This window comes from Duganella sp. HH101, from assembly GCF_001758795.1.
Classification (GTDB): domain Bacteria; phylum Pseudomonadota; class Gammaproteobacteria; order Burkholderiales; family Burkholderiaceae_D; genus Rugamonas; species Rugamonas rivuli.
Genome location: NZ_LRON01000011.1, coordinates 79,239 through 97,279 on the forward strand (window position 1 = coordinate 79,239; position 18,041 = coordinate 97,279).

Annotated in this window: 23 protein-coding genes; 13 read left to right on the plus strand and 10 right to left on the minus strand. The window is 65.5% G+C overall.

Features of this window, described 5'->3' with window-relative positions:
- The first annotated feature begins 13 nt into the window (after nt 1–13).
- Nucleotides 14–1,360, plus strand: coding sequence for a glucarate dehydratase (gene gudD / locus DUGA2_RS18355; protein ID WP_070270930.1), 1,347 nt, complete (start codon nt 14–16; stop codon nt 1,358–1,360).
- Nucleotides 1,361–1,365: 5 nt separating this feature from the next.
- Here the strand turns inward: gudD and DUGA2_RS18360 are convergent, their stop codons facing one another.
- Nucleotides 1,366–2,262: a LysR substrate-binding domain-containing protein gene (locus DUGA2_RS18360; RefSeq protein WP_070270931.1), complete on the minus strand. Its 897-nt coding sequence runs from the start codon at nt 2,260–2,262 to the stop codon at nt 1,366–1,368.
- A gap of 152 nt (nt 2,263–2,414) precedes the next feature.
- Here DUGA2_RS18360 and DUGA2_RS34815 point away from each other — a divergent pair, with 152 nt between their 5' ends.
- Both DUGA2_RS34815 and DUGA2_RS18365 read left to right on the plus strand, forming a co-directional pair.
- Entirely contained in the window at nt 2,415–2,540 is a 126-nt protein-coding gene (locus DUGA2_RS34815; RefSeq protein ID WP_286162314.1) for a hypothetical protein, read from the plus strand.
- 142 nt (nt 2,541–2,682) lie between these two features.
- Nucleotides 2,683–4,305 carry a M64 family metallopeptidase gene (locus tag DUGA2_RS18365; RefSeq protein ID WP_070270932.1) on the plus strand — a complete coding sequence of 541 codons (1,623 nt, stop codon included), beginning with the start codon at nt 2,683–2,685 and terminating at the stop codon, nt 4,303–4,305.
- Here the strand turns inward: DUGA2_RS18365 and DUGA2_RS18370 are convergent.
- From DUGA2_RS18370 to DUGA2_RS18380, 3 genes are read right to left on the minus strand one after another with little or no spacing between them, the layout of a single operon-like run.
- Complete coding sequence (locus tag DUGA2_RS18370) at nt 4,302–4,577, minus strand: YkgJ family cysteine cluster protein (RefSeq protein ID WP_070270933.1); 276 nt, start codon at nt 4,575–4,577, stop codon at nt 4,302–4,304. The two genes, DUGA2_RS18365 and DUGA2_RS18370, sit on opposite strands and share 4 nt — an antisense overlap.
- A 12-nt stretch (nt 4,578–4,589) precedes the next feature.
- Entirely contained in the window at nt 4,590–5,348 is a 759-nt protein-coding gene (locus DUGA2_RS18375; RefSeq protein ID WP_070270934.1) for an alpha/beta fold hydrolase, read from the minus strand.
- Entirely contained in the window at nt 5,345–6,361 is a 1,017-nt protein-coding gene (locus DUGA2_RS18380; protein WP_070270935.1) for a M14 family zinc carboxypeptidase, read from the minus strand. The genes DUGA2_RS18375 and DUGA2_RS18380 overlap by 4 nt, the downstream gene beginning before the upstream one ends.
- A 131-nt stretch (nt 6,362–6,492) precedes the next feature.
- Here DUGA2_RS18380 and DUGA2_RS18385 point away from each other — a divergent pair, with 131 nt between their 5' ends.
- Nucleotides 6,493–6,975, plus strand: a complete 483-nt coding sequence (locus DUGA2_RS18385) for a hypothetical protein (RefSeq protein WP_070270936.1) — start codon at nt 6,493–6,495, stop codon at nt 6,973–6,975.
- Nucleotides 6,972–7,775 (plus strand): DUF2145 domain-containing protein, encoded by an 804-nt coding sequence (locus DUGA2_RS18390; protein ID WP_070270937.1) that lies wholly within the window; start codon nt 6,972–6,974, stop codon nt 7,773–7,775. The genes DUGA2_RS18385 and DUGA2_RS18390 overlap by 4 nt, the downstream gene beginning before the upstream one ends.
- On the opposite strand, the gene DUGA2_RS18395 is transcribed toward DUGA2_RS18390, so the two are convergent.
- A complete protein-coding gene (locus tag DUGA2_RS18395) occupies nt 7,759–8,691 on the minus strand; it encodes a LysR family transcriptional regulator (RefSeq protein ID WP_070270938.1) in 933 nt (310 codons plus the stop codon). The two genes, DUGA2_RS18390 and DUGA2_RS18395, sit on opposite strands and share 17 nt — an antisense overlap.
- A 95-nt stretch (nt 8,692–8,786) precedes the next feature.
- On the opposite strand from DUGA2_RS18395, the gene DUGA2_RS18400 reads away from it, so the two are divergent.
- Together DUGA2_RS18400 and DUGA2_RS18405 are read left to right on the plus strand one after the other, a co-directional pair.
- Nucleotides 8,787–9,224, plus strand: coding sequence for an ester cyclase (locus DUGA2_RS18400; RefSeq protein WP_070270939.1), 438 nt, complete (start codon nt 8,787–8,789; stop codon nt 9,222–9,224).
- 17 nt (nt 9,225–9,241) lie between these two features.
- Nucleotides 9,242–9,814 (plus strand): flavodoxin family protein, encoded by a 573-nt coding sequence (locus DUGA2_RS18405; RefSeq protein ID WP_070270940.1) that lies wholly within the window; start codon nt 9,242–9,244, stop codon nt 9,812–9,814.
- Here DUGA2_RS18405 and DUGA2_RS18410 read toward each other — a convergent pair whose 3' ends face one another.
- Complete coding sequence (locus tag DUGA2_RS18410; RefSeq protein WP_070270941.1) at nt 9,815–10,105, minus strand: hypothetical protein; 291 nt, start codon at nt 10,103–10,105, stop codon at nt 9,815–9,817.
- Between the two features lie 142 nt (nt 10,106–10,247).
- On the opposite strand from DUGA2_RS18410, the gene DUGA2_RS33620 reads away from it, so the two are divergent.
- The 5 genes from DUGA2_RS33620 (at nt 10,248) to DUGA2_RS18435 (ending at nt 14,165) form a co-directional block, all read left to right on the plus strand.
- Nucleotides 10,248–10,895, plus strand: a complete 648-nt coding sequence (locus tag DUGA2_RS33620) for a hypothetical protein (protein ID WP_141753313.1) — start codon at nt 10,248–10,250, stop codon at nt 10,893–10,895.
- Between the two features lie 59 nt (nt 10,896–10,954).
- Complete coding sequence (locus DUGA2_RS18420) at nt 10,955–11,599, plus strand: TetR/AcrR family transcriptional regulator (RefSeq protein ID WP_070270943.1); 645 nt, start codon at nt 10,955–10,957, stop codon at nt 11,597–11,599.
- Between the two features lie 169 nt (nt 11,600–11,768).
- The gene (locus DUGA2_RS18425) at nt 11,769–12,422 is read left to right on the plus strand and encodes a protein-L-isoaspartate O-methyltransferase (protein ID WP_070270944.1); all 654 of its coding nucleotides are present in this window, start codon (nt 11,769–11,771) and stop codon (nt 12,420–12,422) included.
- Nucleotides 12,423–12,437: 15 nt separating this feature from the next.
- Nucleotides 12,438–12,761 (plus strand): rhodanese-like domain-containing protein, encoded by a 324-nt coding sequence (locus tag DUGA2_RS18430; protein ID WP_070270945.1) that lies wholly within the window; start codon nt 12,438–12,440, stop codon nt 12,759–12,761.
- A gap of 87 nt (nt 12,762–12,848) precedes the next feature.
- A complete protein-coding gene (locus tag DUGA2_RS18435; protein ID WP_070270946.1) occupies nt 12,849–14,165 on the plus strand; it encodes a TolC family outer membrane protein in 1,317 nt (438 codons plus the stop codon).
- A gap of 83 nt (nt 14,166–14,248) precedes the next feature.
- Here the strand turns inward: DUGA2_RS18435 and gloA are convergent, their stop codons facing one another.
- The 4 genes from gloA to DUGA2_RS18455 are packed head-to-tail and all read right to left on the minus strand — an operon-like array spanning nt 14,249 to nt 16,737.
- Complete coding sequence (gloA, locus tag DUGA2_RS18440; RefSeq protein ID WP_071658945.1) at nt 14,249–14,656, minus strand: lactoylglutathione lyase; 408 nt, start codon at nt 14,654–14,656, stop codon at nt 14,249–14,251.
- A 58-nt stretch (nt 14,657–14,714) separates the two neighbouring features.
- On the minus strand, nt 14,715–15,146 hold the full coding sequence (locus tag DUGA2_RS18445; RefSeq protein WP_070271074.1) for an OsmC family protein: 432 nt from the start codon (nt 15,144–15,146) through the stop codon (nt 14,715–14,717).
- A 12-nt stretch (nt 15,147–15,158) separates the two neighbouring features.
- Nucleotides 15,159–16,475, minus strand: a complete 1,317-nt coding sequence (locus DUGA2_RS18450; RefSeq protein WP_070270948.1) for a sorbosone dehydrogenase family protein — start codon at nt 16,473–16,475, stop codon at nt 15,159–15,161.
- A gap of 10 nt (nt 16,476–16,485) precedes the next feature.
- The gene (locus DUGA2_RS18455; RefSeq protein ID WP_070270949.1) at nt 16,486–16,737 is read right to left on the minus strand and encodes a hypothetical protein; all 252 of its coding nucleotides are present in this window, start codon (nt 16,735–16,737) and stop codon (nt 16,486–16,488) included.
- A 143-nt stretch (nt 16,738–16,880) separates the two neighbouring features.
- Between DUGA2_RS18455 and DUGA2_RS18460 the strand changes: the two genes are divergently transcribed.
- Complete coding sequence (locus DUGA2_RS18460; RefSeq protein WP_070270950.1) at nt 16,881–18,005, plus strand: DUF3667 domain-containing protein; 1,125 nt, start codon at nt 16,881–16,883, stop codon at nt 18,003–18,005.
- Nucleotides 18,006–18,041: the final 36 nt, after the last annotated feature.

Sequence of the window (18,041 nt, forward strand, 5' to 3'; positions counted from 1 at the left end):
CGGACACCGAACCATGACCACCACTCGTCAATCCAGCGCCACGCCCGTCGTCACCGCCATGCGCGTGATCCCGGTCGCAGGGCAGGACAGCATGCTGCTCAACCTGAGCGGGGCACACGCGCCTTACTTCACCCGCAACCTGCTGATCCTGACCGACAGCGCAGGCAACCAGGGCGTGGGTGAAGTGCCCGGCGGCGAAGCGATACGCGCCACGCTGGAGGATGCGCAACAGCTGATCGTCGGCCAGCCGGTCGGCCGGTACAACGCGGTGCTGAACAAGGTGCGCACGGCTTTCGCGGACCGCGACAGCGGCGGGCGCGGTTTGCAGACCTTCGACCTGCGCATCGCGATCCACGCTGTTACCGCTATCGAGTGCGCGCTGCTGGACCTGCTGGGCCAGTACCTGGACGTGCCGCTGGCCGCGCTATTGGGCGACGGTCAGCAGCGCGCGCAGGTGCCGATGCTGGGCTACCTGTTCTTCATCGGCGACCGCACCCGTACCAATCTGCCCTACGCCAGCGACCCGGGCGCGGCGGACAAGTGGTCGCGCCTGCGCCATGAGCCGGCGATGGATGCGGCGGCCGTGGTGGCGCTGGCCGAAGCGGCCTATGAACGCTATGGCTTCAAGGACTTCAAGCTGAAAGGCGGCGTGCTGCGCGGCGAGGATGAAATCGAGGCCGTCACCGCGCTGGCCGAACGCTTTCCCGACGCGCGCGTGACGCTCGATCCGAACGGCGGCTGGCTGCTCAAGGACGCCATCCGCCTGTGCCGCGACCAGGGCCACGTGCTGGCCTACGCCGAAGACCCATGCGGCGCGGAGAACGGCTACTCGGGCCGCGAGGTGATGGCGGAATTCCGCCGCGCCACCGGCCTGCCCACCGCCACCAATATGATCGCCACCGACTGGCGCGAGCTGGGTCACGCGATTCAGTTGCAGTCGGTGGATATTCCGCTGGCCGATCCGCATTTCTGGACCATGCAGGGTTCGGTGCGCGTGGCGCAGCTGTGCCATGAGTGGGGCCTGACCTGGGGCTCGCATTCGAACAACCACTTCGACGTGTCGCTGGCGATGTTCACGCACGTCGCCGCCGCCGCGCCGGGCAAGATCACCGCCATCGATACGCACTGGATCTGGCAGGACGGCCAGCGGCTGACCAAGGCGCCGTTGCAGATCAAGGGCGGCATGGTCGAGGTGCCGGCCAAGGCCGGCCTGGGCGTGGAGCTGGACATGGACGAAGTCGAGGCGGCGCATCAGCGCTACCTCGACATGGGCCTGGGCGCGCGTAACGACGCGGTGGCGATGCAGTTCCTTGTTCCCGGCTGGAGCTTCGACGCCAAGCGTCCTTGCCTGGTGCGTTAAAGCCGTCACTCCAGCGAGCGCTGCATCTCCTCGATCTCGTCCTTCAGCCAGGCGCGCAGGCGGGCGATCTTGGTCGTGCCTTCCTTGCCTGGGCTGACCACCAGCCGGTAGCCGCGCTTGTAAGGCGCGCTGAAGCAGACGATCCGTTTCAAGGCGCCGGTACGCAGGTCTTCGTAGGCGATCGCGTACGAAACAAGGCTGATGCCCTGTCCCGCCAGCGCCGCCTGCGCCAGCACGGCGAAATTGCTGTAGCTGCGCGAGAAATCGTACTGGCCTTTCAGGGCGCTGTTCTGCCGCAGCAGCTGTATCCATTCCTCGTTGCTGTGCTCATGCAGCAGCGGGAAGCGCTGCAAATCGGCCAGCGTCAGCGCCTCCTGGCCGGGCGCCAGCAACGACGGGCTGTACACCGCCACCAGCCGTTCGCGGAACAGCACTTCCGGATCGCCGTCCTCGATGGGGTGGAAGCGCAGCGCGGCGTCCGTGCTGCCGTCTTCCAGGTTGGCCAGGCGGTCGCTGGAATCGATGCGGATATCCAGCTCGGGGTACAGCTTGGTGAAGCGGTGGATGCGCGGCACCAGCCATTTGATCGCCAGCGAATGGGTGGTGGAGATGCGCAGGATTTTTTCCTCGTCGCCGTCCTGCAGCGCCGCCACCTTGGTGCGCAGATCGCCCAGCGCGCGGGCCACCGTCGCCGCCAGTTCCTGTCCCTTGTCGGTCAGCGTGATGTGGCGCGGGTGGCGCACGAACAGTTCGAAACCGACCGTCTCCTCCAGCTGCTTGACCTGCAGGCTGATCGCCGCCGGCGTTTTGTGCAGCTCCTGCGCGGCCAGTTTGAAACTGCCCCAGCGGGCGGCGCAATCGAAGTCGATCAGACCGGAAAGTGAGCGCAGCGGTTTGTTCATGTCTGGCTTAGGCTAAGTTTTTCTTATGCATTAATCGAATATTACTCGTTTGATCACGAGCGCATGCGGGAGGAAAATATACCTCATACGCTGATAAAACTCCATGAGCAAGAATTTATCGATATCGGCGCCACATTCGACAGGGGGTAGCCATGATCCAGATTCAGACCGTTCTTCAGCCATGCGTTGGCAAACCGGCGGCGCCATGCCCGGCGCCGGCGCCCAAGTTTTCGGCGGAGTTGATGCGCATGCTGGCGCAGCTGGTGATGTTGCGCTGAGCCGGCGGCGCAGTGGTGCAACGGCTACGCAACAGCTGTCAAAGACGGCAGCAGGTTTGTACAAGTTGCTCCGCATTCGGCATTTACGCGGGCGGCGGCGGCGTGACAATCGGTGTTCCACATAAAAAAATCGGGAGACACCATGACCTTGTTACGCATCTCGGCGGCGCTCGCAGCGCTGCTGGCTACCGGCGCCGCCAGCGCCGACAATATCTCGCTGCGCCTGGCTTATGCCGACGGCCGCAGCGGCGCCGTGTTCAGCGCGCGCCATGCTGAAATCGGCGACTTCGCCCTGACGCCCGACGTGCGCGGCGAGTCGGCGGGCGCGCAGTGGCGGGTGGTGGCGCGCGATGCGCAGGGCGCCATCCTGCACCAGGTCACGGTGGCTGGTGCGCAGCAGCGCCATGTCGAGGCATTCAATCCGGCGACCGGCGCCATCGACATATCCGCAACCGTGCGCCAGGCCAGTGGCACCTTCGAAGTGTCGCTGCCCTTCGACAGCGCCACCGCCAGCGTCGAGGTGGTGCCGGTGCAGGCAGCGTCGGCGCGGGGCGGCAAGAGCGCCACCGTCGCCGCCGCCGCCATCGCCCCCGCGGCGCTGGCGCGCTTCGACCGCGCCACGCTGGTCAAGCTGGCGGCCTCCTCGCGCAGCGCGCGTGCCGCCGCGGTGGCATCGACCACCAACGCGACCACCATCCTCAGTACCGGCCCGGCCGCCACGCGCATGGATTATGTGTTCATCGGCGACGGCTACACCGCTGCGGAGATGGGCAAGTGGCACACGGACGCGAAAAAAGTCATCGACGGCTTCCTGGCTGATCCGCTGTTCGCGGCCAACCGCAACGCCTTGAACATACGGCGGGTGGACGTGGTGAGCAACCAGTCCGGCGTGGATGAACCGGACAAGGGCATCTACCGTGACACCGCGCTGGACGCCGCCTTCAACTGCTACAACATCGACCGCCTGCTGTGCGTGGATACGGACAAGGTGCACGACGTGGTCGGCTCGGTGCTGGCGCCGGACGAGCGCGACGTGATCGTCGTCGTCGCCAACTCCACCCGCTACGGCGGTTCGGGCGGCGAGGTCGCCACGCTGTCGATGGCGACGCAGTCGATCGAGATCGCGCTGCACGAGATCGGACACACGGCGTTTTCGCTGGCCGACGAATACGACTACGGCACCTGCAGCCTGGATGGCGAGCCGGGCGAACCCGATGTGACGATGAACGCCACGCGCACTGTCAAATGGCGCGGCCTGATCTCGGGCAGCACGCCAGTGCCGACCGCCGCCGGCGTTTATCCGAACGGCACGGTGGGCGTGTTCCAGGGCGCGCAGTACTGCACCAGCGGCAAGTACCGGCCGACGGAGAACTCGCGCATGCGCACGCTGGGCTATCCGTGGCATGCGGTCAACGAGGGCGCGGCGCGCAAGGTGTTCGCGCAGTACAGCGGCGGCGGATCGGGCGTGACGCAAACCGGCACCGTCGCGGCGGGCGGCAGCATCAACATACCGAATGTGAACCCAGGCTGGATACGGGCGGCGGCGGGCAATATCAGCCTGCAGTTGAACGGCAAGGCCGGCACCAGTTATCAGCTCTACCTGTATCAGTACGGCGATAGCGGCTGGGTGCAGGTGGCGTCCAGCGCGGGCGGGACATCGAGCCCGGCTATCTCGTACAGCGCCGACGCCGGCTACTATTACGCGATGGCCACGGCAGTCTCCGGCGGCGCGTACACGCTGACCTACAGCTATACCAGGCCTTAGCCGGGAGCGGTGGCGCGTTCCAGGTCGGCCAGCCACACCATGGCCGACTCGCGGCTCGTGCCGCACATCTCGGCCGATGGTTGCAGGCCGCCGCAGAAGGCCGGGCGCTCGGGGCGGCCAAAGATCTTGCAGCGCATGTCGTCGGCCAGCTGGATGCAGCGCACGCCCGCCGGTTTTCCGTCGGGCATACCGGGTATCGGGCTGGTGATGGAGGGCGCCGTGCAGCATGCGCCACAGTTCGGACGGCAGTCCAGGGCTGGGATGGTTTTCATAGGGGCGTTATTTTACGCCCCTTTTTCTCCACCCAGCCATTTTGCGATCGACGCCGCCACCCATGGGCCGTCGTCCAGCGGCAGGTCGTGGCCGGCGTCGGGATGCAGCGCCAGCGGCGCCTCCCACGCCTGCGCCAGCCGCAGAGAGCAACGGTGGTCGACCAGCTGGTCGCCGGCGCTGGCCAGTATCAGCAGCGGCACGGCCGGCCGCGCCGCCGGTGCGCGGAAGCGGGCGGCGGACCACAGCTGGCGCAGCGCGTTGGCGCGCGTGACGGGATACTCGCGCTGGTAATCCTGCCAGCGCTGCAGCAGGCCCGCGCGTTCGGCGGCGTCGCCGGCGCGGCTGGTCAGGCGCAGGATCAGGCGCTCCTGGTTTTCCATGCCGCCGCACAGTATCTGCTTGACGATGGACGGATAGTTCTGCCAGCGCAGCCGCTGGTGGAAGCGGCTGTACGGCCGCATGCTGGTATTGATCAGCGCGCAGCGCTCCACCTCGTCCGGATAGCGGCTGCACCATTCCACCGCCGCCATGCCGCCCAGCGACAACGCCAGCAGCGAGTAGGGCGGCTCGATGCCGCGCGCGCGCAGCTCGCGCCGGCAGTACTCCACCATCTGCGCGACCTGCGTGGCGCTGCGCACGGCGTGGCGTTCGCCGTTGCCCGGCAGGTCGGGCGTGACGATGGCGGCTCCGCACGCGCGGCGCGGCCGGGCAGGACGCCCCAGCTGACGCTGTTCGCGCATCAGGCCGCGCAGCAGTATCCAGTTGCTCATGCGTCGTACCACTGCGCCAGCGCGCGGCGGTGGTGGACCTTGCGCGCCATCCCTTCCGGCATCCAGCGTCCGTGGCTGCTGGCCGCGCGCATCAGGAAGTCGAACCAGATCAGGTGGCGCCGCAGCACCCGTTGCAGGCGGTGCTTGGCGGTCGGGTTGAAGATGGCGATACGGTCGAAGATCTGGCGCGGATTCTTCTTCACCCACAGCCACGAGCCCATCTCCAGCGTCAGCGGCAGGAACACGCGCTCGCTGTAGCTGGTGCCGTTCAAGTACAGGTAGTCCCACAGGTCGCCGTGGGTGCGGTACTGGCGGCTCTGCGGCTCGAACACATAGTTGTGGTTGGGGTAGCTCTGGCTGAACAGCTGCTCCAGCGCGCCGATGTCGGCCAGGTGCGGTATCGGCGCCGTGGTGTGCGCGTGCGGGAACCAGATGCGGTCGCGCAGGCCGAAGCCCGAGTGGCAGTCGAGCGCCATGCTGAACTGGCGCGTCAGCAGCTCGCGTTCGACCAGCTCGCATACCGCCTGGCTTTCCGCTTCCATCGGCGCGCCGGCGCGGCCGCGGTACCAGGGCAGGTGGTGGCTGAAGCGCTGGCCGCCCAGCATGAACGGCACCTTGTCGACGGCGCTCAGCGGCGCGTTGCGCATCAGGTCCACGCCCTGCGGGTTGCAGCGCGTGGCCTGCCACATGCCGCCCGGATTCACCAAGGGCATGAACACCAGCCGCATCGATTCGAGCTGCTGGTGCAGCGTGCTGTCCCAGCGCAGCCGCGCCAGCAGGCTTTCCATGAAGGACAGGATGACCTGGGTGCCGATGCGCTCCAGGCCGTGGATGCCGCCGAAGAAGCCCAGCGCCGGCACGTCCGGGCTGGGGTTGCCGAGCGCGATGGAGTACACCGGGAATTCGCGGCCGTCCATCGCCACCGTGCAGGAGGTGCCCACTTCCAGATGCCGCCCGCCTTCGTCGATCAGGCGTTTCAGGGTGATCAGTTCGGGCAGGTTCTTCTCGGGCATGGAGGCGGACGCAGAAAGAGGTGATCGACAGTGTAGCCCACTCGCTGCCGCTTGGCGATTCGTATCAGTGTTAAGTATCTGTTAATGTTATGCTTCGGGCACTTCATCGTAAGAACCCAAGGGAGACAGAGTTGAAAGCAGCTGCAGTTATTCGCCACACCATCTTCGGCGCCGCGCTGGCGCTGAGCGTCGCCGCCGCGATGGCGCAGAACGGCGTATCCAACCACACGCCGTCCGAGAAGATCTCGGTCGGCACCATGTCCATCCTGGCCGCGCCGGTGGTCAGCGTGGCCGCTTCGGGCAACGGCGATTCCGGCCCGGTCGCCGGTTCGGCGGCGGTGGTCATCGGCGGCGCCTACGTCGTCAGCGGCGTGGCGCAGAGCGTGGCGGGCGGGGTCGAGATCGTGCTGACGTCGGTCGGCTCGGCGGCCAAGCTGTCGGTCAAGCTGGCCGGCAAGACGGTCGATGCGATCGGCCTGTCGGTGGGCACGACGGTGCAGGTGGTGTCGGAAACCACCGGCACGCTGCTGGTCGCCTCCGGCAAGGTGCTGGCCTTCATTCCCAACGCACTGGGCGAGGCGCTGTTGTCGCAAAAACGCCTGCCGCCGCAATGAGCGTGCGGGCGCTATTGGGCGCGGCGGGCCTGGTCGCCACGCTGGCCGCCGCGCCGGCGCATGCCGGCCGCTCCTGCGAAGAGCATCCGCTGACGCAGGCGTCGCTGAGCGAGGCGCTGACCACCGGCCAGGCCTTGCAGACAGCGCTGGACGCCAGCGGCAGCGATGTGGTGCTGATCGCGCGCCAGGGACAGGATTTGTCGAAGTACGGCTTGAAGTACAGCCACGCCGGCCTGGCGTTCCGCAGCGCGCCGGAGCAGCCGTGGCGCGTATATGAATTGCTCAACGAGTGCGGCAGCGCCGATTCCGCGCTGTGGGTCGACGGCCTGGCGAACTTCTTCCTGGAGAAACCGTTCACGCTCGATGCGCTGATGATCGTGCCGCCGCCGAAGGTGGCCGCCAAGCTGGGCGAGGTGCTGCGCGATCCGGCCGCGCTGCACGGCTTGCACGGCAGCCGCTACAGCATGGTCGCCTATCCATTCTCGACCAAGTACCAGAACTCCAACCAGTGGGTGCTGGAGCTGCTGGCGTCGGCCGAGGCCAGCGACTTCCGCATCCGCACGCGCGAGCAGGCGCAGTCGTGGCTGAAGATGGCCGGCTACACGCCGACCGAGATGCACATCGGCCCGCTGACGCGCTTGGGCGGGCGCGTGTTCAAGGCCAATATCGCCTTCGACGACCATCCGAGCGCGCTGCGTTTTTCCGACCGCATCAACGCCGTCACGGTCGATTCGATGCTGGCCTTCTTGCGCGCGCGCGACGAGGGCTGGAAAGTGCAGGAGCTCAAAGGGCGCCGCTGACCCCATACAGCTCGCGGCACACCAGCACGATCTGCTCGCGCAGCCAGCGCTGGGCCGGATGGGCGTCGTTGCGGCGGTGCCAGTGCAGCACGAACGGCACCGGCGCCAGTTCCAGCTCCGGCAGCGGCAGCACCGCCAGCGCGCCAGCCAGGCCGCTGGCCCGCACCACGCCCTCCATCAGCGTGGCCAGCAGGTCGCTGCCGGCGACGATGGCCGGCGCCGCGTACATCTGCGGCAGCGTGACGGCGATCTTGCGCCGGCGCTGCCACTGCGCCAGCTTGACATCGACATGGCCGACGCCATCGCCCTCCGGCGACACCAGCAGGTGCTGGCAGCTCAGGAAGCGCTCCAGCGTCATCTTTTTCCTGGCCAGCGGATGGCCTTTGCGGGCCACGCAGACAAAGCGCTCCTCGAACAGCGGCAAGGTGGGAATGCGCGGCGTGCTGCCGCCCGGCACGCCGACGGCCGCATCGGCCTCGCCGGCGTCGAGCAGCGCCAGCGCATCCTCGCGCGCGGCATAGGCCTTGATGCGCAGCGTGACGCCGGGAGCCTGCCGCGCCAGCCGCGCCAGCAAGGCTGGCAGCACGGAGAAGGCCGGATGATCGGACAGCGCCAGCGTGAAGCGCACCGTGGCGCGCGCCGGATCGAAGCCCTGCGTGAACTCCAGCGTGCGCTGGATGCTGGCCAGCGCCTCGCCCAGCGGCGCCGCCAGTTCCAGCGCGCGCGGCGTCGGCTGCAGGCCGGCCGCGCTGCGCACGAACAGCTCGTCCTTTAGCAGCAGGCGCAGCCGCGCCAGTGCCGCGCTCATCGCGGGCTGGGTGCGGCCGATGCGCACGCCTGCGCGCGTGACGTTGCGCTCGCAGATCAGAGCGTCGAAGGCCACCAGCAGGTTGAGGTCTATGCCATGTAAATCCATGCCGTGGATGATACTGTATATCCATTATCGATTGGACTTGCGTTGCGGGGGATTGCTACAGTGGCCGCGTCACTCACCGAAATAGAAAGCCCATCATGACCATGCAGGACAACGGCCTGACCCAGGCCCAGCAGCAAGCCATCGAAACGCTGTACCGCGCCTTCAATGAGCGCAACCCCGACCTGCTCGACCAGGCACTGGCGCCGGACTGGCAGGACACTCCACTGGGGCCGGATCAGCAGCCCGGCCTGGCCGGCATGAAGCCGGTCGTCGCGATGTTCGGCGCCGCCTTCCCGGACGTGCATATCGCCATCCAGGACATCTTCGGCCGCGACGGCCGCGCCGCCGTGCGCGCGCAGATCACCGGCACCCATCGCGGCGAGTTTTTCGGCATCGCCCCTACCAATCAGCCTATTGCAATTGCCATCCATGAGTTTCATTATCTGGGGGCGGACCGCATTACCCACACCTGGCACCTGGAAGACTGGTTTGGCATGCTGAACCAGGTGGGCGCCTGGCCACCTGCTCATTAACTTTTTCAAGGAATTTCATGACCACTATTGCGATCGTTTATTTCAGCGGCTACGGCCACACCGTCAAACAGGCCGAGGCCGTGCAACAGGGCGCGGCTGGCGTCGCCGGCGCCGAGGTGCAGGTCTACCGCATCGACCAGAACGGCGACCTGCCCGACGATGCGCTGGCCGCCATCGGCAAGGCCGACGCCATCATCTACGGCAGCCCGACCTATATGGGCGGCCCGGCCTGGCAGTTCAAGAAATTCGCCGACAAGTCGTCCGCCGTCTGGTTCGGCCAGGGCTGGAAGAACAAGGTCGCCGCCGGCTTCACCAATTCGGCCTCGGTCAACGGCGACAAGTTCTCGACCATCCAGTACTTCTGGACGCTGGCCATGCAGCACAGCCAGGTCTGGGTAGGTACCGGCCTGATGCCGTCGAATAAAAAGGAACACGGCCCGTCCGACGTCAACTGGACCGCGGGCTTTGCCGGCGCGCTGTCGATCTCGCCGTCCGACGCCTCGGCCGACGAAGCCCCGCGCAGCGGCGACCTGGAAACCGCCCGCCTGCTGGGCAAGCGGGTGGCGGAGATGGCTGCGCGCCTGGCCTGATCAATCCGACGCGTTGCCTTTCTTGGCTGGCGCCTGCTGGCCAAGCTTGCTGGCGCGATTTTGTTCCTCGCGGGCGACCATGATGGCCGCTGCGCGGGCAATCTTGCCCGTTTGCTCCAAGGCATGACGCAAGGTCTGCTTGGACCGCTGGGCGTAAAGCTGCGCCAGTTGCTGAGGGTTTTTTTCAGGAAGAGGCATCTGGCGCTCCATCTCGTTGGAAATCGAATAAATCAAATATAACAGATTAAATAATTGAAGCGGGCTATTTTCCCCATTGTTGTATAGCTGCATCTTGCGTTCATCCTGCTCGTCCTCGGGCGGATGCTTTCCCCTTGATTTGAATTAATCAAATTATTCAAATATCCTTTAAATTCGGTATAATTGTTTAAATCCCGTCTGGTACGGGCGCTAGGCAGCTGAATGGGAGGATTCCATGCAATCACTTCACTACGGGGCGGACACTGCGGACATTTCGCCGGGATGGCTGGGGCAGCTGCGCTGCCGCTGTGCGGCCGCCAAGGAGGCTTTCATGCATGGCTGGCGTGCGCAATTGCCACCACCTGCGCCGCCGCCCGCGGCGATGGCGATGGCTGTGGCCGGTCCGGCGGGGGCGGGCGGGCAGGAGAGTCGCCGCGCTCCTCCCGCCGATGATTATCTGACGCGCTGCTATCCGAAGGACGAGGCGGCACGACTGCTGGGGCGGATGGTCGAGCGCGCGCGCCGCCATCGGCAGCTGCTATCGGTCGTCGTGCTGCAAGTGGTGGCGCCGGCCGTGCCCAACGGCGCTGATGGCGGCCTGCTCAATGATATCTCCGGCTTCATGTTGCAGCGGCTGCGCTGCATCGATGTGGTGGCGCGCTGGGAAAAGACGACCTTTGCCGTTTTTCTGCCCGGCTTGCCCGCCGACCTGGCCTGCCAGGTCGCGCATCGCCTGCAGCATTATCTGGAAGCCGGCGACCGCGCTGTTTCCTGCACGATAGGCGTGGGCGACACCTCGGGCGCCATCAGTGCCACCGAACTGGCGCCGATGGCGCGCCAGATCCTGTTCCAGGCGGGCCGGCGTCGGCCGCCTTTGGCTTGACGCTGGCCCGGCTTGCGCTTATATTAATGACTTATAAGTAAGTTAAATTGAGTACGCCCATGCAAGCCCCTCAAGATACCAAGCCACGCTGGGAGCGGCGCAAGGATGCGCGGCCGCAGGAATTGCTGGCGGCGGCGCTGGACCAGTTCGTCGAGCGCGGCTATGCCGCCACGCGCCTGGAAGACGTGGCCAGGCGCGCCGGCGTGTCCAAGGGCACGCTGTACCTTTATTTCGCCAACAAGGAAGAACTGTTCAAGGCCGTGGTGCGCGAGAACATCGTGCACGCCATCGGCGAGGCCGAACAGGACGCGGCCGTGTTCGACGGCCCCAGCGCCGTGCTGCTGCGCACCATCCTGATGAAGTGGTGGAACCAGATTTGCGCCACCCAGCTGGCCGGCATCACCAAGCTGATGCTCGCCGAAGGCAACAATTTCCCGGAGTTGGCGCAGTTTTACAACGAGGAGGTGGTCGCGCGCGGCAACGGCCTGATCGCCAGCGTGGTGGTGCGCGGCATCGGGCGCGGCGAGTTCCGCCCGGTCGATCCGGCCGTGATGACCCAGGTGCTGGTGGCCCCGGTGCTGATGCTGATGATGTGGACCCACTCCTTCATGCCGACCTGCGAGATGCCGCCCATCGACCCGCAAGCCTTCATGGAGACGCTGATCGGCGTCACGCTGAGCGGCCTGGAAGTGGCCCAGCCGTGAGCCGCCGGCCGCGCCGTTTGCGTCAAACTTGCCAATTTGGTAGGTTCATCCCCCTTAAACTGCAGACTGTCGCAATTTCCCGCGAACCCACCGTCATATCGTTAATATGTGCCTCGATGCCAGTTCAACGATAAAATGACGGATTATTTAATCCGACCAGAGTCATAAGATGAATATCGAACAAGCCCGCTTCAACATGATCGAACAGCAAATCCGCCCTTGGGACGTCCTGGACACGAGTGTGCTGGATCTGCTGATGGTGGTGAAACGTGAGAATTTCGTGCCGGCCGTGCACAAGGCGCTGGCGTTTGCGGATACCGAAATCCCGCTGCCGGGCGGCGTTTCCATGCTGAACCCGAAGGTGGAGGCCCGCCTGCTGCAAGACGTCAACGTCAAGAAGCATGAGAGCGTGCTGGAAATCGGCGTCGGCTCCGGCTACCTGGCGGCGCTGCTGGCGCACAAGGGCCGTCACGTGACGGCGGTGGAAGTGTCGGCGGAGCTGAAAGCGCTGGCTGAAAAGAATTTCGCCGACAACGGCATCACCAACGTGACCGTGGAACTGGGCGATGGCGCCCAAGGCTGGAGCAACGGCGCGCCATTCGACGTGATCGTGGTGACGGGTTCGCTGCCGGAACTGCCGCCGGCGCTGTTGCAACAATTGAAAGTGGGCGGCCGTCTGGCGGTCATCATCGGCCAGTCGCCGGCGATGAAGGCGCAGCTGATCACCCGCACCGGCGAAGCCGGCTACGATACGCGCACCTTGTTCGAGACCGACGTCAAGCCGCTGTCCTCGGCCGTGCAGCCGTCGCAGTTCAAGTTTTAAGCGGGGCGGACCAGCATGCAGCAGATCACCGCTCTGGAACTGGCCGACTGGCTGGCGGACGATGCACGGCCCAGCCCGATGTTGCTGGACGTGCGGGAAAACTGGGAATTCGAGACCTGCCGTATCGAGGGCTCGGTGCAGATCCCGATGAATACCATACCGGCGCGCATCGACGACCTGGATGAGGATGCGGCCATCGTCTGCATCTGCCATCACGGCGCGCGCAGCCTGCAGGTGGCGGCCTTCCTGGAGCGTAACGGCTTCGGCAAGATGGTCAACCTGACCGGCGGCATCCACGCCTGGGCGCTGCAAGTCGACAGCACGATGGCCAAGTATTAAGTGCCGCGGCGCTAGAAACGAGCGCGGCGCTAAGGTAGTGTGTTTTTGATTTGATCAACTTTTTTGATGACTCCAACGGAGAATGCAATGCAGAGACCCCTTATCGCCGTGCTGATCACCAGCGCCTTCTTGACGCTCAACGCACAGGCGGCCGACCTGATCCAGGTATATCAGCAAGCGCTGGCCAACGACGCCACGTACGCCAGCGCCCGCTCGTCGCTGGCCGCCGGTCAGGAACGGATTACCCAGGGGCGCTCCGGCCTGCTGCCTGTCATTGCCGCCAGCGGCAGTAGTGTCCTCAACAGAGGCGACTCGACGACGACGGTTGGTGGCACCTACCTGCCCAAGGCGGATGTCGACACCAACGTCAATTCCTACTCCGTGCAACTGACCCAGCCGCTGTTCAACTGGGCCAGCTGGCAGACCTACCAGCAGAGCAAGCTGGCGCAGGCCACCGCCGAAGCCACCTTCGCCCAGGCCCAGCAAGACCTGATCACCCGCGTGGCGCAAGCCTATTTCGATGTGCTGACGGCGCAGGACAACCTGACCTCGACCCAGGCGCAGAAAGTGGCGACCACCGAACAGCTGGCCTCGGCCAAGCGCAACTTCGAAGTCGGCACCCAGACCATCACCGACACCCACGAAGCCCAGGCCGCCTACGACCTGGTGGTGGCGCAGGAATTCGCCGCGATCAACGACCTGGACAACAAGCGCACCGCGCTGCAAGTGATCGTCGGCCAGGCGCCTGGCGAACTGGCGCCGCTGCGCACCGGCGTGACGATCAGCGCGCCGTCGCCGGCCGCCGTCGAGCCGTGGGTCAGCTCGGCCGAGAGCCAGAACTACGCCGTGGTCGCCGCCAAGCTGAACGTGGAAATCGCCAAGCGTGAAATCGAACGCAACCGCGCCAACCATATGCCGACCGCCAACCTGACCGCGACCTCCTCGCACCAGACGACGACCAGCACCCAGCGCGCCAACAACAATGCCATCGGCATCAGCTTGAACGTGCCTATCTTCAACGGCTTTGCCGTCACCAGCAAGGTGCGCGAAACCATCGCCCTGGAAGACAAGGCCCGCAACGACCTGGAAGCGACCAAGCGCGCCGCCTCGCAGAACGCCCGTTCGGCCTACCTGGGCATGAACAGCGGCCTGGCGCAGGTCAAGGCGCTGGAAGCGGCCGAGGTGTCGAGCAAGTCCTCGCTGGATTCGAACAAGCTGGGCTACCAGGTCGGCGTACGTATCAACATCGACGTGCTCAATGCCCAGAAGCTGCTGTACTCGACCCAGAAAGACCTGTCGAAAGCGCGCTACGACACCATCATGAACGGCCTGCGCCTGAAGTCGGCGGCCGGTTCGCTGAAGGAAGAAGACCTGGCGCCGATCAACGCGCTGCTGGTGCACTGATACAGCAAGCCATCAAAAAACGCCGGCTGGTCCGGCGTTTTTTTTCGTCTCATCGGCGGCCTCGTGCGGGGCCGTCGCCGCTGTTACAGGCCGGCGCCCTGGCCGTCGAAGCTGCGTTCGATCAGCTCGATCTTGTAGCCGTCCGGGTCGGTGACGAAGGCGATCACCGTCGAACCGCCCTTGACCGGGCCCGGCTCGCGCGTGACGGCGCCGCCGTTGGCCTTGACGGCCGCGCAGGCGCTATGGATGTCGTCGGCGGAAATGGCGATGTGGCCGTAGGCCGTGCCCAGCTCGTAGCTGGTCTGGCCGTAGTTGTAGGTCAGCTCCAGCTCGGCGTGCTCCGGGTTGGAGCCGTAGCCGAGGAAAGCCAGCGTGTACTGGTACTCGGGGTTGTCGCTGGTGCGCAGCAACTTCATGCCGAGTACCTTGGTGTAGAAATCGATCGAGCGCTGGAGGTCGCCGACCCGCAGCATGGTGTGCAGAATACGCATCGTGGTCTTTCGTGGGAACGGATAAACCAGAATTCTATGCGTTTTGCCGCAACCCTGCTCAGCTCTCCAGCCGCGCGTCCAGCGTGATGTGGGTGTTGAGCAGCTTGGAGACGGGGCAGTTGTCCTTGGCCTTGCGGGCCGCCTCCTCGAACTTCTGCTGGTCGGCGCCGGCGATCCTGGCCACCAGGTTCAGGTGCACCTCGGTGATGGCGAAGCTGCCGTCCACCTTGTCCAGCGTGACGGTGGCCGTGGTGCTGAGGTTTTGCGCCGTCAGGCCTGCCTCGGCCAGGATGCCGGACAGCGCCATCGTGAAGCAGCCCGCGTGGGCCGCGCCGATCAGTTCTTCCGGATTGGTGCCGGGGCCGTCTTCAAAGCGCGAATGAAAGCCGTACTCGACCCCGTCGAGCACGCCGCTTTGCGTGGATATCTTGCCGCCGCCGTCTTTCAGACCGCCGCTCCATACTGCCGAACCTGTGTGTTTGCTGCTCATGATGGTCACTCCTTATTTGCTTGCGGTTGTGGTAGCGGAAGGCGCCACGCGCCAGATGATGTTGCCGACGTCGTCCGCCACCAGCAGCGCGCCTTGTCGATCGACCGCCACGCCGACCGGACGCCCATGCGCCTTGCCGGAGTTGTCGAGGAAGCCGAACAGGAAATCTTGCGGCGGGCCGGACGGCTTGCCGCCGGCGAAAGGCACGAACACCACCTTGTAGCCGCTGTGCGGCTTGCGGTTCCACGAACCGTGCTGGCCGATGAACGCGCCGCCCTGGTAAGCCTGCGGGAACAGCCGGCCGTCGTAGAACGCCAGCCCCAGCGAGGCGGTGTGGCCGCCCAGCGCGTAGTCGGGCGCGATCGCTGTGGCCACCAGTTCCGGCTTTTGCGGCGAGACGCGGCTGTCGACATGCTGGCCGTAGTAGCTGTACGGCCAGCCGTAGAAGCCGCCTTCCTTCACCGAGGTCATGTAGTCCGGCACCAGGTCGTTGCCCAGCTCGTCCCGCTCATTGACCGTGGTCCACAGGGTTTTGCTGTGCGGCTCCCAGCCCATGCCGTTGGCGTTGCGCAGGCCGGTCGCGTACAAACGCGACTTGCTGGTGGCGAGCTCCAGCTGCCAGATCGCGGCGCGGCCGGTTTCGGCGTCGAGGCCGTTCTCGCCGACGTTGCTGTTGGAGCCGACCGTGACATACAGGTACTTGCCGTCCGGGCTGGCGATGACGTTCTTGGTCCAGTGGTGGTTGATGGTGCCGGCCGGCAGGTCCATCACCTTGACGCCGGGCGCGCTGATCGTGGTCGCGCCCTCCTGGTAGGGGAAGCGCAGGATGGCGTCGGTGTCGGCCACATACAGGTTGTTGCCGACCAGCGCCATGCCGAACGGCGAATTCAGCCCCTTGATGAAGACGGTCTGGCTTTGCGCCGCGCCGTTGGCGTCCAGCCCGCGCAGCAGCGTGATGCGATTGGCCGACGGCGTGACGGCGCCGGCCTTCTTCATCTCGTACTGCATGATCTTGCCCTTGATGCCCTTGCTGTCGTCCGGCTTGGGCGGGGCGTTGGTCTCGGCCACCAGCACGTCGCCGTTGGGCAGCGGGTACACCCAGCGTGGATGGTCGAGGCCGCGCGCATAGGCGGTGACGTGGAAGCCGGGCGCGGCGCGCGGCTGGTCCTGGCCTTTCCAGGCTTCGGCCGGCGCCACATTGACGGTCGGGATCAGCGTGCGCTGCGGTTCCGGCAGCGCGGCGCTGGGGCCGTAGCCGGCCGGATAGGTCTGGGCGTATACCGTTGGCGAGGCCAGCAGGGCGGCGATGGCCGCGTGGATGGGTTTCATGGTGGCCCGGTCAGTCGCGTTTGTTGCCGGGTTGCGGCTGGGCGGTGGCGGGCGCGGACCCCGGGGCGCGGGTTTTTTCCACGCCGGGCTGGTTGTGCAGGTCGGTGTCGACCAAGCCCCGCTCGATGTCGCTGGCGGCCTGCTTCATGACGTTGCGCGGCTTGGCATCCTGTGCGTCCGGCGCTTCGTCGCGCTCGTGCGGCATGCGCTTGACGCCGTCGTTCTCCACCTTGGCGTCCGTATTGACGTGCGCGTCTTTCATGGCGTTCTCCTGATGCTGTGGTTGAAAGCCATCTTAACCAGTTGTTTTTTACTCGGTCGCCACATTGAATTTTGACAACTATCAGCTGAAGTCGTTTATCATTTCCACACTTTTTCCACGCCTTAAACGATCAGGAAGTTTGCATGAGCACTGCTGTGAATCTGGAACACGACGCCCACGCGGCGCCGGCCAATTGCCCGAACTGCGAGGCGGTGGTCAGTGGCCACTTCTGCTCGAACTGCGGCCAGGAAGCCATCCTGCACCATGCCAGCACGCGCGAGTTCCTGCACGAGTTCGTCGGCCACTACGTGGCGCTGGAAGGCAAGCTGTGGGGCACGGTGATGCGCCTGCTGTTCCGCCCCGGCGCGCTGACGCTGGAATACATCCGCGGCCGCCGCGTGCGTTTCGTGCAGCCGCTGCGCCTGTACCTCACGCTGAGTTTGCTGTTCTTCGCGATCATGAAGTTCAGCGGCGGCTTCTCGCTCAATACCCAGGACAACGACAAGCCCGAGACGGCGGTCGCCTCGTCGGCGGCCGACATCGCCCGCAACGCCGCCAAGGTGCAGGAGAAAGCCAGCGAAAAAATCAAGCCGCTGACGCCGGAGGAGGTGCGCGGCAAGACCGCCGCCGAAGCGGCGATCGACGACATGCAAAAGGATTTCAAGCTGGAGGAATCGTCCGCCGCCATCGGCGAAGCCGAGCGCAAAATCAAGCGCAACGAGAAGCGCAAGGAAAAGGCCGGAGAAAAGGCCGATGGCACGGAGGATGGCGACAATAGTAACTTCGACTTCAACGTGCTGGGCAAGGATAGCGACATCCTCAACCGCTGGCCGGCGCTTAAACACAAATGGCAGGCTTTCGAAGACCTGCCGGGCAGCGAGAAGGGCAAGGTCTTCACCGAAGGCTTCTACCACTACGCGCCGTACGCGATCTTCTGCCTTATGCCGGTGTTCGCGCTGTTCCTCAAGGTGTTGTACCTGGGTTCGGGCAAGCGCTTCGGCGAGCACCTGCTGTTCGCGCTGCACACCAATGCCTTCGCCTTCTTCATCTACAGCGTGATCCTGCTGGTGCCGTCCGCCTTCGCCGGTTTCGTGCTGTGGTGCTGGCTGCTGGGCTACCTGCCGTGGGCGATGCGGCGCGTGTACGGCGGCAGCCGCTGGGGCGTGTTCTTCCGCTGGGGCACGCTGATGACCTTCTACTCGATGGCGGTCGGCCTGGCGATCCTGCTGTCGATGCTGGGCGGGATCATGAGCGTCGGCGCCCACTGAGGTCCTTGCAGTCTGGCCGCCCGCACACTATACTGC